This is a genomic window from Streptomyces sp. NBC_00872 (assembly GCF_045161915.1).
Classification (GTDB): Bacteria; Actinomycetota; Actinomycetes; order Streptomycetales; family Streptomycetaceae; genus Streptomyces.
In genome coordinates this window covers 4,180,773-4,194,003 of sequence record NZ_CP108806.1, presented here as the reverse complement: position 1 = coordinate 4,194,003, position 13,231 = coordinate 4,180,773, and the positions used below count along the sequence as shown (strand labels likewise).

Below are 13,231 nucleotides of genomic sequence, written 5' to 3'. Positions count from 1 at the left end.
GGCGAGGCGCGGACTTCCGCTGTCGCGCGCGCCTACGGTCCGCGCGCGCCCACGGTCCTACGGTCGGAGCGGTGCTCGCGCCTACGGCCTCAGCGGCGCCGAGCTCGGCAGGGTCAGCTCCCACGCGCCCGGCCGCAGCGTCCATGTCCGTGTCCGCACCGGCCCCGTCACCCGCGCGTCCGCGCGATAGCGGAAGTCCGCGCCCGAGACCGTCACCGAGAGCGCGCTCGCCGTGACCGGCTCGGGTGACGCGTACGTACGGATCACCACCTCGGCCCGGCCGCCGCGCGAGCGCACCGTCACACCCTCGACCGGCTCGTCCAGATCGTTCAGCACAACGCCGTCCGCCTCGACCCGCAGCCGGTGGGCCTGGCCCCCGAGGGCGTGCGGAGCCGGTCGTACCAACGTACGCACCAGCGACCGGCAGGCGTGCCACACCGACGCGGCCACCAGCGCCCCGCCCGCCGTGGGCAGGGCCGGCAGGGCCGGGATACGGAGATCCCCCAGCACCACGCCGTCGCTGTCGTCGACCAGCAGATCGAGACGGCGCACCACCCCGTCCAGCACGGCGCGCGCCGCCGCGACCGCGCCCGTCGGTACACCCAGCGAGTGCGCCAGCTCCACGGAGACCCCCACCGGCACCAGCGAGAGCGCCCCCGAGGCCAGCTCCCGCTCCCGGTGGAGCAGGGAGACCGTACGCAGCAGCGCGCGGTCGTCGCCGATCACCACGGGCCGTCTGCCGTTCCGTCTGGCCAGCGCCCGCGCGAACTCCTCGGGACCGTCGGGGAAGCAGAACTTCACCGAGGCACCCGCGCTGAGCACGTCCTTCGCGATTCGCACCGATTCGCCGTCGGTCCGGCTGGCGACCGGGTCGATGACCACCAGAAGCTGCTGCGCGCCGCTCTCCGCGGGCTCTGGAGCCAACAGCTCGGTCCTTCCTTCGGGTAGCATCTTTGTGCAAGAGCCCCTTGCGCTATTGCGCCAGGGGCTTCGTCTATTCCGGGGCACCGGTTCGACGGTCAGGGCCGACTCGTACAACGTCGTGCGAAGTCTTACGGCATACGTGGGTCTTGTGGGTCTTACGGCATACGTGAGCCACATGGACGGCGTGCGCGGCCCCCGACCTTGGACATGCCCCGCCCGGAAGGGGTGTACGCCTGTGCCCGCACTTGTGCTGCTCGGTGCTCAGTGGGGTGACGAAGGCAAGGGAAAGGCCACCGACCTGCTCGGTGGATCCGTGGACTATGTCGTGCGCTATCAGGGCGGCAACAACGCCGGCCACACGGTCGTCGTGGGCGACCAGAAGTACGCACTGCATCTCCTCCCTTCCGGGATCCTCTCCCCGGGATGTATCCCGGTGATCGGCAACGGAGTGGTCGTCGACCCCGCCGTCCTGCTCTCCGAGCTGAGCGGGCTCAACGAGCGTGGTGTCGACACGTCCAAGCTGCTGATCAGCGGTAACGCTCATCTGATCACCTCGTACCACACCACCATGGACAAGGTGACGGAACGGTTCCTCGGTTCGCGGAAGATCGGGACGACGGGCCGGGGCATCGGGCCGACCTACGCCGACAAGATCAACCGGGTCGGTATCCGGGTCCAGGATCTCTACGACGAGTCGATCCTGATCCAGAAGGTCGACGCGGCCCTCGACTTCAAGAACCAGATCCTCGCCAAGCTCTACAACCGGCGAGCCATCGAGTCCGGCAAGATCGTCGAGGAACTGCTGACCTACGCGGAGCAGCTCAAGCCGTACGTCTCCGACACTACCCTGGTGCTCAACAACGCCATCGACGAGGGCAAGGTCGTCCTCTTCGAGGGCGGGCAGGGCACGCTCCTGGACGTCGACCACGGTACGTATCCCTTCGTCACCTCGTCCAACCCGACGGCGGGCGGGGCCTGTACGGGCTCGGGCGTGGGGCCGACGAAGATCAGCAGGGTCATCGGCATCCTCAAGGCCTATACGACGCGCGTGGGGGCCGGACCGTTCCCGACCGAGCTGTTCGACGCGGACGGCGAGGCGCTGCGCCGTATCGGCGGCGAGCGCGGTGTGACGACGGGGCGCGACCGGCGCTGCGGCTGGTTCGACGCGGTGATCTCGCGGTACGCGACCAGGGTCAACGGTCTGACGGACTTCTTCCTCACCAAGCTGGACGTGCTCACGGGCTGGGAGCGGATCCCGGTCTGTGTGGCGTACGAGATCGACGGCAGGCGTGTCGAGGAACTCCCGTACAGCCAGACGGACTTCCATCACGCGAAGCCGGTGTACGAGTATCTGCCGGGCTGGTCCGAGGACATCAGCAAGGCGAAGAGCTTCTCCGACCTGCCGAAGAACGCGCAGGCGTATGTGAAGGCGCTGGAGGAGATGTCGGGCGCGCCGATCTCGGCGATCGGTGTGGGTCCGGGGCGTACGGAGACGATCGAGATCAACTCGTTCCTGTAGGACGGCCGGTGGTGACGGCCGGGAGTGGCGGCCGGTGTTGAAGGCCGGGGGCGGCGGCCGGGGGCGGCGATTGCCCGCCCCCGGCCGGTCGGTGCGGCCGGGGGGCCTGGTCAGTCGCCCTTGGTGTAGGTCAGTGACTCCCCGCCCGCCGACTCCCGGCGCAGGCTGCCGTCCGGCAGGATCGTCAGCTCCGTCGGATTCCCCGGGGTGCAGGCCGACATGGGTTCGCCCTCGGTCACCTTGGAGGGGCCGATACGGAGCGGGGCGTCCGGGTCGGGGTCGGGGGCCGAGGCGAGCGGCGCCTCGAAGACACAGCGGTAGCCGCCGCCCTCCTGGGCCGGGCCGTCCGCCGTCAGGGAGAGGACCGTTTCGCCGACCTCGCCCTGCTGGATGACGAGCCGGCGGGTGCTGTAGCCCGCGGCGGTGTCCAGCCCGCCGGTCCAGGTGCCGAGATACTCCTCGGGCACCGCGCCCTCCGCCGCCCCGTCCGTGGGTGAGGCGCTGTCGGACGGGGACGGCCGCGGAGTGGCGTCCACCGGCGGCTTCGGGTCGGCGGAGCCGCTCACCCGCGCCTGTCCGTCCTCCTGTGTACCGCCGCCGTTCATGAGCGCGTACACCGAGCCGCCCGCGGCGATCGCGACGATCAACGCCACCGCGATCAGGGCGGCGGTGCCCCGTGGATTGCGCTTGGGGCGCTGCTGCTGCGGCGGCACCGGGGCGGGACCGTACGGCGGGGTGTGACCGAAGGGCGTGACCTGCGCGGGGGGCGTGGCGGCGCCGTACGGAGAGGGCGGGCCGGGCCGGCCGTACGCGGGAGGCGCGCCGTAGGGCGGCGGGGTCGGCCCGTACGGCGGGGTCGGTCCGAACCCCGGCTGGGGCCCCGCGGGTTGAGGCTGCGGTTGCGGTTGCGGCTGTGGCTGGGCCTGCGGTCCCCGGACCGGGACGGGCGCGGCGGGCGCCGCCGGTGCGTGCTGTACGAGAACCGGCAGGGGCGCGGTGCCCGGAGCCGCACCCGGCGCGGGCGCTGTGGGCGTGGGCGCTACCTGGGTGGGCGCTGCCTGGGTGGGCGTCGCCGGTGGTGCCGTCGTGCCGGTCGCCGCAGGGAGGGCGCGGGCCGCCGGTACGGGAAGGGCCGGCTGCGGCGCCGGAGGCCGCTGCTGTTTCTGCTGCTGCCTCTGGTGCTGTTCCTGCTGTTCCCGCTGTTCGGCCGGTGCTTCCGCGGGTGCTTGTGCTTGTCCGGGTACTGGTACTCGTTCAGGTGCCGCTGCCGCCTGTGCCGGCGCGGGCACCGCTGCCGCCGCCTGCGCGAGGCCGGGAGCTTGTGCTTCCGCCTCCGCCCGCGACTCCGCCTTTGCTCGCGCCGGTACCGGCACCGGTGCTTCCGCGGCCGGTGCGGCGATCTCGTCCTGCCCCGGTGTCCGTATCCGTCCCGTCGGGTCCTCGTACTCCAGCAGCCGCACCGCGTGCTGGCCCAGTCGCGCGAGCAGTCCGCCCGGCAGCCATGGTTCCCCGCCGGGACCCGCCCCCGCGTCCGCCGCCTCGCCCACCCGGGCCAGGATGTCCTTGGTGGTCGGCCGTGCGGCCGGTTCCTTCTGGAGACAGGCGTGCACCAGCACCGCCAGATCCTGGGACAGCCCCGACAGGTCCGGAGCCTCCTGCGCGATCCGGTACATCAGCGCGTGCACTCCGCTGTCCGCCGCGCCGAACGGCAGCCGCCCCGTCGCCGCGTACGCCAGCACCGAGCCCAGACAGAACACGTCGCACGCCGCCGTCACCCGGTCGCCGCGCACCTGTTCCGGCGCCATGAACCCGGGGGACCCCACCAGCGCGCCCGTCCGGGTCAGACCCTCCTCGGTGACGGTCTCCAGCGCACGGGCTATGCCGAAGTCGATGACACGCGGCCCGTCGATCGTCACCAGTACGTTCGACGGCTTGAGATCGCGGTGGATGAGACCCGCGGCGTGGATGTCCTGGAGCGCGTGCGCGAGACCCGAGGCGAGTATCCGTACGGAACGCTCCGGGAGGGGACCGTGACCACCGGACACGACGGTCTGAAGGCTCGGCCCCGCCACATAACCGGTGGCGAGCCAGGGCACCGGCGCCTCGGTGTCCGCGTCGAGCACGGGCGCCGTCCACGCGCCGCCGACCCGCCGCGCCGCGGCCACCTCCTGCCGGAACCGGTCGCGGAACTGCTTCTGTTCGGCCAGCTCCCGCCGTACGAGTTTCACCGCGACCGTACGGCCGCGGTCGGAGCGCGCCAGATAGACCCGGCCCATACCGCCCGCGCCCAGCCGGGCGAGCAGGCGGTAGGCGCCGATGTGCTGCGGATCTTCTGCTACGAGCTTCTCCATGGCCGCGCGGCCCCTCCCGTACGTGCGACGTGCGGTACCCCGCCCAGGATCATCTCGCATGAGACGGGCGGAGTTGTCGAGTATCCCGACTATCTCGAACGCCGTTTCACCGCGTACGCGGGGGTCGGTTCACTCCGGCCAGGCGGAGTTCTCGATCACGTCCACGAAGTCCGTCCGTACGAACCCCGGGGAGAAGCGTGCCAGCACATCCGCGTTCATCGTGCCGAAGGTCGAGTCGGGCCGGTGCTGGAACCCCTCCGTGAACGCCCGCAGGATCCGCCGCTTGAAGTCGGGCCGCGGATGCGCGGCGACGACCGCGTCCCTGACGGCCTCCGGCACGGCGTCGAGACCCATCCCCAGCACGTCGAACTCGACGCCCGCCGTCACCAGCGCCACCTCGGGCTCCAGGTGCGCCGGGACCTCCGGTGTCGTGTGCAGGGCGATCGCGGTCCAGATGAGCCGCGCGCTCTCCGCAGGCAGCCCGTGGTCGAGCAGGAAGTCACGGGCCGCGTCGGCGCCGTCGATCTCGAAGCGCTGCCGCGAGCCGCGGTAGCCCTCGGTGAGACCGAGGTCGTGGAACATCGCGCCGATGTAGAGCAGTTCGGGGTCGTACGACAGACCTCGCCGCCGGCCCTGGAGGGAGCCGAAGAGGAAGACCCGGCGGGAGTGGTCGTACAGCAGGGGGCTCTCGATGTCCCGTACCAGCTCGGTCGCCTCCTTGACGAGGCCGCTGTCGGGGATCTCGATGTCGGCGATGCGCTCGGTCATGACGGATTCCTTTCGGGAGGGGCCACGGGCCGTGAGGCCCGCGAAGGGACCGGGGGTGCTCCACGGGCCGTGAGGCCCGCGAAGGGACCGGGGAGCCCGGGGGCGCGGGCCACCCCGGCGCCGGGGCCCGATGCCAGGGTTCGATACCGGGCCCTGATTCCACTGTCGCCCCGGCCGCCCCGCCGGTGCCATGTCTCCATGGACGTACATCCCACACATCCGGCCATGGATCCGGACTACCGTCGATGTCATGCGGCACCAGGAACGGAATGTCACACGGGATCTCACACGGAATGTCGCGCGGTACGGGGAACGGAAGGAAACCGTCGTGAAAGAAATCGTCGTGTTCGTCTACGACGGCGTCCGGCTGATGGATGTCGCCGCGCCGCTGGAGGTGTTCGGTACGGCGGCGGGGCTCGGCGGCGCGTACAGCACGGCGGTCTGCTCGGCCGACGGCGGACCGGTGATCACCTCCACCGGCACCCGGCTCTCCGCGGACATGGCGGTGGCCGGGGCGGGCGGCGCCCATACGCTGGTCGTCCCGGGCTCGGACGAACTGCCGCTCCCGCTGCCTCCGCCGGCCGGGCTGCTCGACGCGGTCTGCGCACTCGCCGACCGGTCCTCGCGGACCGCGTCCGTCTGCACCGGGGCCTTCGCGCTGGCGGCCGCCGGGCTGCTGGACGGCCGGCGGGCGACCACCCACTGGCGGCACGCGGCCACGCTGGCCCGGCGCTTTCCGGCCGTGACCGTCGAGCCGGACGCGATCTTCGTACGGGACGGCCGTACGTACACCTCAGCCGGGGTCACCGCGGGCATCGATCTGGCCCTGGCGCTGGTGGAGGACGACGAGGGCGCGGATCTGGCCAGGGAGGTCGCCCGCGATCTGGTGGTGTTCCTGCGCAGGCCGGGCGGGCAGTCACAGTTCTCGGTCGCCGCCCGTACGCCGAGTCCCCGGCACGACGCGCTGCGCGGACTGCTGAGCGAGATCGCGGCGGATCCGGCGGCCGACCACTCACTGCCCGCGCTGGCCCGGCGCGGCGGGATGAGCGCGCGCCATCTGACCCGGCTCTTCAACGAACAGATCGGCAGCACCCCGGCGGTGTATGTCGAGTCCGTACGGCTGGAGGCGGCGAAGGCGCTGCTGGAGGCGGGGGAGACGGTGACGGGGTCGGCCCGGCGCAGCGGCCTCGGCAGCGACGAGTCACTGCGGCGGGTCTTTCTGCGCCATCTCGGCGTGACCCCGTCGACGTACCGGGCGCGGTTCCGCACGACGGCCGGGACGCGGTGACCGGTCCCGGCGGATGACCGACCGGACCGGTGCGCGGCGGGTGACCGGTCCCGACGGGTGACCGGCCCCGGCGGATCACCGGTGCGCGGCGGATGACCGGCCCCGACGGATGACCGGTGCGCGGCGGATGACCGGCCCGGACGGATGACCGGTGCGCGGCGCGTGACCGTTGTGCACCCGCCCGGCGTGCCGTCCTGGGCCACGGGCGCCCGACACCATGCCGATCCGAGCCGCTCAGTCCATACACCTTGGCCATACCGGCCCCGGCCTGGCGCTCTCTACCCTGGCCCGCATGATCCCCCATGCCGACCCGACGACGGGCGCTGCCGTGAAGGCCGCGGACCGCGCGCACGTGTTCCACTCCTGGTCCGCCCAGGACCTGATCGATCCGCTGGCCGTCGCCGGCGCCGAGGGCTCGTACTTCTGGGACTACGACGGCCACCGCTATCTCGACTTCACCAGCGGTCTCGTCTTCACCAACATCGGCTATCAGCACCCCGCCGTCGTCGCCGCGATCCAGGAGCAGGCCGGGCGTCTCGCCACCTTCGCGCCCGCCTTCGCCGTGGACGTCCGCTCCGAGGCCGCGCGTCTCATCGCCGAGCGCACCCCCGGTGATCTCGACAAGATCTTCTTCACCAACGGGGGCGCCGAGGCCGTCGAGAACGCCATCCGGATGGCCCGGCTGCACACCGGCCGCCCCAAGGTGCTCTCCGCCTACCGCTCGTACCACGGCGCCACCTCCACCGCGATCAATCTCACCGGCGATCCGCGCCGCTGGCCGTCCGACACCGGCTCGTCCGGTGTCGTCCGCTTTCACGCGCCGTTCCTCTACCGCTCGGCCTTCTACGCCTCGACGGAGGCCGAGGAGTGCGCCCGCGCGCTGGAGCATCTCGAATCGGCCATCGCCTTCGAGGGCCCGGCCACCATCGCCGCGGTCATCCTGGAGACCGTCCCGGGCACGGCCGGTGTGATGGTGCCGCCGCCCGGCTATCTCGCGGGCGTACGGGAGATCTGCGACCGGCACGGCATCGTCTTCGTGCTCGACGAGGTGATGGCGGGCTTCGGGCGTACGGGCGCGTGGTTCGCCGCCGACCACTTCGATGTCGTACCCGACCTGCTGACCTTCGCCAAGGGCGTCAACTCGGGCTATGTCCCGCTCGGCGGTGTGGCCGTCTCCGCGGCCGTCGCGGAGACCTTCGCGACCCGCCCCTACCCCGGCGGGCTGACCTATTCCGGCCATCCGCTGGCCTGCGCAGCCGCCGTCGCCACCATCCGGGTGATGGAGGACGAGAAGGTCGTGGAGCACGCGGCCCGTATCGGTGAGACGGTCCTCGGCCCCGGGCTGCGCGAGCTGGCGGCCCGGCACCCCTCGGTGGGCGAGGTGCGCGGTACCGGTGTCTTCTGGGCCCTCGACCTGGTCAGGGACAGGGAGACCAGGGAGCCGCTCGTGCCGTACAACGCGACGGGCGCGGCGAACGCGCCCATGGCCGCCTTCGCCGCGGCCTGCAAGGCGAACGGTCTGTGGCCCTTCGTGAACATGAACCGTACGCACGCGGTCCCCGCCTGCAACATCACCGAGGCCGAGGCGAAGGAGGGGCTGGCGGTCCTGGACCTGGCGCTGACGGTCGCGGACGAGTACACGGTGTAGAGACCCGGCCGGGCCCGGTGCAGACCCGGCCCGGCCGGGCCCGGTGCAGACCCGCCGGGCCCGGTGCAGACCCGCCGGGCCCGGTGCAGACCCGCCGGGCCCTGGGCAGACCCGCCGGGCCCTGGGCAGACCCGCCGGGCCTGCGGAGCCGGTCGGAGCGGGTCGCAGCGGGTCGGAGCCGGTCGGAGTCGGCCACACCACACCCGTCCCACCCCGCCCTCCGGCACCCCCTGGCTTAAGGTGTCGGGAGCCGGATGAGGGGACGAACCATGCCCGCCAGCGGAGCCGTGACCCGCAGTACCTTGCGGCAGCAGATCGCGGACGCGCTGCGTGACGAAGTGCTGGCAGGGCGTTTACTGCCGGGGCAGGAGTTCACCGTCAAGCAGATCGCCGAGCAGTACGGAGTCTCCGCCACCCCCGTCAGGGAGGCGCTGGTCGATCTCTCCGCGCAGGATCTGCTGGACTCGGACCAGCACCGCGGTTTCCGCGTCCATCAGTTCTCGATCGACGACTTCCGCGGCATGGTCGAGGCGCGCTCGCTCATCGTGGACAGCGTCTTCCACAGGTCTGCGGGCGAACTGCCGGCCTTCAAGGCGCAGAGCGCGGAGCTGGTGTCCGTACGGCGCCGGGCCGAGGAGGCCGCGCGTGCGGCCAGGGGCGGGGATCTGAACGTCCTCATCGGCTACGACCTGCGGTTCTGGCGTGAGCTGTGCGCGCTGGTCGCCAATCGCTATGTCGCCGATTTCCTGCACCGGCTGCGGGTACAGACATGGGTGTTCGCGGTGCCCTTCCTCCGGGACGAGGGCGAGGGCGGGAAGTGGCTGTGGAACGGGCATGAACAGCTCGTCGACGCGCTCGCCCTGGGCGACGCCGCGGCGGCGCGCGCCGTGATCGCGGAGTACGACGACCACGCGCTCAAGTGGGCCGACAGACTGGAGAGTTCGCGGCGGTGAGTGGGGACGGGGGACGCGCGGACGGTACGCCCGGGGCACGCGCGGCCGGGGCACGCGCGGCCGGGGCGGACGCGCCGGCGGCAGCGGGCGTCGGTGACGGCGCGGGCGCGGGGAGCGTGGCGCTGAGCGTTGTCGTACCGGCGTACAACGAGGAGGCGCGGCTGGGCCCCACCCTCGACGCCATCCGCGCCCATCTCCGCGCCGATCCCGACCGCTGGGGCGAGTGGGAGCTGATCGTCGTCGACGACGGTTCCACGGACGGCACGGCCGCGATCGCCGCCGAGGCCGCCGCCCACGAGCCGCGTATCCAGCTGCTGCGGAGCGACGGCAACCACGGCAAGGGCCATGCCCTGCGGCTGGGCGTACTGGCCTCGTACGGCCGGCGCGTCCTGGTCACCGACGCCGATCTCGCCACCCCCATCGATGAACTGGACCGGCTCGACAAGCAGCTCACGGCCGACGGCGACGGCGCGGCGATCGGCTCGCGCGCCCATCCGGACGCGAGCATCGAGGTCCGCCAGCTCGCGCTGCGCGAGTGGCTGGGCCGGCTCGGCAACCGGCTGATACGGGTGGTCGCGGTCGACGGCATCAGCGACACCCAGTGCGGTTTCAAGCTCTTCGACGGCGAGCGGGCGCGGGCCGCCTTCGCCGGTTCCCGGCTGGACGGCTGGAGCATCGACGTCGAGATACTGCGCCACTTCCGGCGCGCCGGCTGGCCGGTGACCGAGGTGCCCGTGCGCTGGGCGCACCAGCCGGGCTCGAAGGTACGGCCGCTGGACTACGGCAAGGTCCTGCTGGAGCTGGCCCGGCTCAGGGCGGGGGAACGGGCGGGCGACCGGGCGTCACAGCGCCGGAAGGAGACCCGGGCGGACGGCCACCCGGACGGCCACCCGGACGGCCGGGCGGACGGCCGCGAGGGGGGAGTCCGCGGGGGCCGCGGGGCGCGCGGGCACCGCCGTACGGATCTCGCCGTCGCCGGGCTGTTCCTGCTCGCCTCCCTCTTCCTCTACAAGGGCCTGTGGGCCGATCTCGACCACGCCTATCTCGCCGACGCGGGGTCGGACCAGAACCAGTGGGAGTGGTTCTTCCGGGTCACCGCCGACAATGTCGTCCATCTGCGCAACCCGCTGTTCACGACGCTCCAGAACTTTCCCGACGGTGTGAACCTGATGGCGAACACCGTCATGCTCGGGCTCTCCGTCCCGCTCACACCCGTCACGCTCGCCTTCGGTCCCACGGTCACCTGGGCGCTGGTCCTCACCCTCGGTCTGACGGCCACGGCCGTCTCCTGGTACCGGCTGTTCGCGCGCCGGCTCGTCCGGGACCGCCGGGCGGCGGCGCTCGGCGCGGCGCTCGCCGCGTTCGCGCCCCCGATGATGTCGCACGCCAACGCGCACCCGAACTTCCTTGTCCTCTTCATGATTCCGGTGATCATCGACCGGGCGCTGCGGCTGTGCGTGGCCAGGGACGACGACAACGAGGAGGCCGAAGGGCGCCGTGTCCTGCGGGACGGCGCGCTGCTGGGGCTCTTCGTCACGTATCAGATCTTCCTCGGTGAGGAACCGCTGCTGCTCGCCGTGATGGGCATGCTGCTCTTCGCGCTGGCGTACGCCGTCGTGCGGCGCGAGGTGGCGCGCGCGGCGCTGCGGCCCCTGCTGCTGGGCCTGGGATACGCGTTGCAGGTCTGTCTGCCGCTGCTGGCGTTCCCGTTGTACTGGCAGTTCTTCGGCCCGCAGAGCTACCACAGCGTTCTGCACGGCGACAACGCGGGCAACAGTCCGCTCGCCTTCCTGGAGTTCTCCGGGCGCGCGCTGTTCGGTGACGAGACGACCGCCGACGCGCTCGCGATGAACCGTACCGAGCAGAACGCCTTCTACGGCTGGCCGCTGATCGCCCTGGCCTTCGGGATCGTGGTGTGGCTGTGGCGGCTGGCCGTGGTCAGGGCACTGGCGTTCACGGCGGTGGCGGCGGCGCTGCTCTCCCTGGGGCCGAAGGTCCGTATCCCCTTCACGGACATCGTGCTGACCGGCCCCTGGCGGGCGCTGGCCCATCAGCCGCTCTTCGAGTCGGTGATCGAGTCGAGGGTGGCGATGATCTGCGCGCCGGCGCTGGGCGCGCTGGTGGCGCTGGCGGCGGACCGGCTGGCGGTCCGCAGGGCGGAGGCGGACGAGGACGCGGGGGCGCACGCGGGCGTGGGCGCGGACGTAGGCGCGGGGACGGACGCGGGCGCGGGCTCGGAGGCGGTACCGGGTCCGGGGCCGGGCGACCGGGCCGGGGCCCGATGGCGCAGACACCGGCTCGTCGGCCTCGCGGCGGTGGCCGCGGCGCTGATCCCGATCGTCCCGACGGCGCTGCCGGTACGGGACCGTCCGGACGTCCCGCAGTTCATCGCCGACGGGATGTACCGCGCGTACGTCTCCGAGGGCGAGACCGTCGTACCCGTACCCCTGCCCGACCCCGGCAACGCGGAGGCGCTGCACTGGCAGTCCGCGACGGGCCTCGGCTTCTCGGTGCCCGGGGGCTACTTCAACGGGCCCTGGGGCGAGAACCGTACGGGCATCTACGGCGCCCCCGCCCGCTACACCTCGAATCTGCTGCGCGATGTCCGCTACAGCGGCCAGGCCCCGGTGATCGGGGCCAACTGGCGGGCACAGGCGCGCTTCGACCTCGCCTTCTGGCACGCGGGGGTCGTGGTGCTCGCGCCCCAGGCCAACGACGCGGCGCTCTACGAGACGGTGGAGAAGCTGCTGGGGCGGCCGGGGAAGCGGATCGGCGGGGTCTGGATCTGGGATCTGCCGCCCACCGGGGGAGCGGGAGCGGTCAGTACCGGATGATGGCCGCGCGACACGGACAGGACGGGTGTCGGACGGCGGGCGCGAGGACCGAGGCGAACGGCTTCGAATCGGCCTGACGCCCTGTCATCGGCCCGTGCCCCGCCCCGTACCGGGGGTCTCCGTCGGCAGGGACGCGTGAGGGAGGGCCGACCGGGGCCCTTCGCTGGACGTGCCCGTCGCATTACGCTGTCCCGACCATCGCGCGCACGCGTACGACCCGTTGGAGAGCGAGCCTCCCTTGGCCTGTGACCTGTGGTTGGTCCCCCTCGTCGATGTGCTGTGCCACAGCCCCGACAATCCCTTCGCCGAAGAGATCGCCGTATACGACAAGGCGCTCGGCGACGCCGGGCTGCCGTCCGTTCCCGTCTTCGCCTATATGCCCGGCCTCTCGGGGGATGTCGCCCCGGTCGCCGGCTTCGACTACGACGCGCTGCACTTCCTGCGGCGCGCGTATCTGCTCCAGCTCTGCGGCCTGGCCGTCACGCCGGTCGGTGAACTGGGCGGTGACTACGAGCAGTTGCTGGAGATGTTCGAGTCGACGGCCCAGCAGTCGCATCTCGTCTGGCACTACGACCACGCGGGCGCGTATGTCCCGGTGGACTACGACGCGCCCCTCTCGAACGAGGAACTCCTCGCGGGCGGCGGCCCGCTGGGCTCCACGCAGGGTCTGCTGCGTGAACTGGAGATCGTCGCCCCGGCGATCGGTATCGACCCGGCCAACCCCCCGTCCGCCCCCGCCCCGCCGGAGCGCCCCACGTCCTTGGAGGAACCGGCGACCTCGATCCCTTACGACGACGGCCCGTTCGCCAGGGAGCGCCATGTCTGGCTGGGCCTGCACGCCGCGGCGACCAGAAGTCTGGGCCAGGGTTCAATGATCATCTTCAGTTGACGAACGGCCGATGTGGGCGGGGCCGGCGAGATCCACGCCGGCCCCACTGTCCCCGGC

At 72.2% G+C, this 13,231-nt stretch carries 9 protein-coding genes; 6 read left to right on the top strand and 3 right to left on the bottom strand.

Going from position 1 to position 13,231, the window contains the following annotated elements; translation table 11 throughout:
• Window positions 1–81: 81 nt before the first annotated feature.
• Window positions 82–927: a diacylglycerol kinase gene (locus OG214_RS17945; protein ID WP_382854626.1), complete on the bottom strand. Its 846-nt coding sequence runs from the start codon at window positions 925–927 to the stop codon at window positions 82–84.
• A 232-nt stretch (window positions 928–1,159) separates the two neighbouring features.
• Between OG214_RS17945 and OG214_RS17940 the strand changes: the two genes are divergently transcribed.
• The gene (locus tag OG214_RS17940) at window positions 1,160–2,443 is read left to right on the top strand and encodes an adenylosuccinate synthase (RefSeq protein WP_363085457.1); all 1,284 of its coding nucleotides are present in this window, start codon (window positions 1,160–1,162) and stop codon (window positions 2,441–2,443) included.
• A 110-nt stretch (window positions 2,444–2,553) separates the two neighbouring features.
• Here the strand turns inward: OG214_RS17940 and OG214_RS17935 are convergent, their stop codons facing one another.
• Window positions 2,554–4,794, bottom strand: a complete 2,241-nt coding sequence (locus OG214_RS17935; protein ID WP_405985280.1) for a serine/threonine-protein kinase — start codon at window positions 4,792–4,794, stop codon at window positions 2,554–2,556.
• 129 nt (window positions 4,795–4,923) lie between these two features.
• Window positions 4,924–5,562: an HD domain-containing protein gene (locus OG214_RS17930; RefSeq protein WP_363081001.1), complete on the bottom strand. Its 639-nt coding sequence runs from the start codon at window positions 5,560–5,562 to the stop codon at window positions 4,924–4,926.
• Between the two features lie 328 nt (window positions 5,563–5,890).
• Between OG214_RS17930 and OG214_RS17925 the strand changes: the two genes are divergently transcribed.
• The 5 genes from OG214_RS17925 (at window position 5,891) to OG214_RS17905 (ending at window position 13,174) form a co-directional block, all read left to right on the top strand.
• Complete coding sequence (locus OG214_RS17925) at window positions 5,891–6,850, top strand: DJ-1/PfpI family protein (RefSeq protein WP_363081003.1); 960 nt, start codon at window positions 5,891–5,893, stop codon at window positions 6,848–6,850.
• A gap of 292 nt (window positions 6,851–7,142) precedes the next feature.
• Window positions 7,143–8,498: an aspartate aminotransferase family protein gene (locus OG214_RS17920; protein ID WP_363081004.1), complete on the top strand. Its 1,356-nt coding sequence runs from the start codon at window positions 7,143–7,145 to the stop codon at window positions 8,496–8,498.
• Window positions 8,499–8,767: 269 nt separating this feature from the next.
• Window positions 8,768–9,451, top strand: coding sequence for a GntR family transcriptional regulator (locus OG214_RS17915; protein WP_405985279.1), 684 nt, complete (start codon window positions 8,768–8,770; stop codon window positions 9,449–9,451).
• 116 nt (window positions 9,452–9,567) lie between these two features.
• A complete protein-coding gene (locus OG214_RS17910; RefSeq protein WP_405987540.1) occupies window positions 9,568–12,285 on the top strand; it encodes a dolichyl-phosphate beta-glucosyltransferase in 2,718 nt (905 codons plus the stop codon).
• A 238-nt stretch (window positions 12,286–12,523) separates the two neighbouring features.
• Complete coding sequence (locus tag OG214_RS17905) at window positions 12,524–13,174, top strand: hypothetical protein (protein WP_363081026.1); 651 nt, start codon at window positions 12,524–12,526, stop codon at window positions 13,172–13,174.
• The last annotated feature ends 57 nt before the right edge of the window (window positions 13,175–13,231 follow it).

Coding starts and splice junctions, on each gene's coding strand:
- OG214_RS17935 (WP_405985280.1), bottom strand. CDS start 4,794: ATGGAGAAGCTCGTAGCAGAAGATCCGCAGCACATCGGCGCCTACCGC.
- OG214_RS17930 (WP_363081001.1), bottom strand. CDS start 5,562: ATGACCGAGCGCATCGCCGACATCGAGATCCCCGACAGCGGCCTCGTC.
- OG214_RS17920 (WP_363081004.1), top strand. CDS start 7,143: ATGATCCCCCATGCCGACCCGACGACGGGCGCTGCCGTGAAGGCCGCG.
- OG214_RS17915 (WP_405985279.1), top strand. CDS start 8,768: ATGCCCGCCAGCGGAGCCGTGACCCGCAGTACCTTGCGGCAGCAGATC.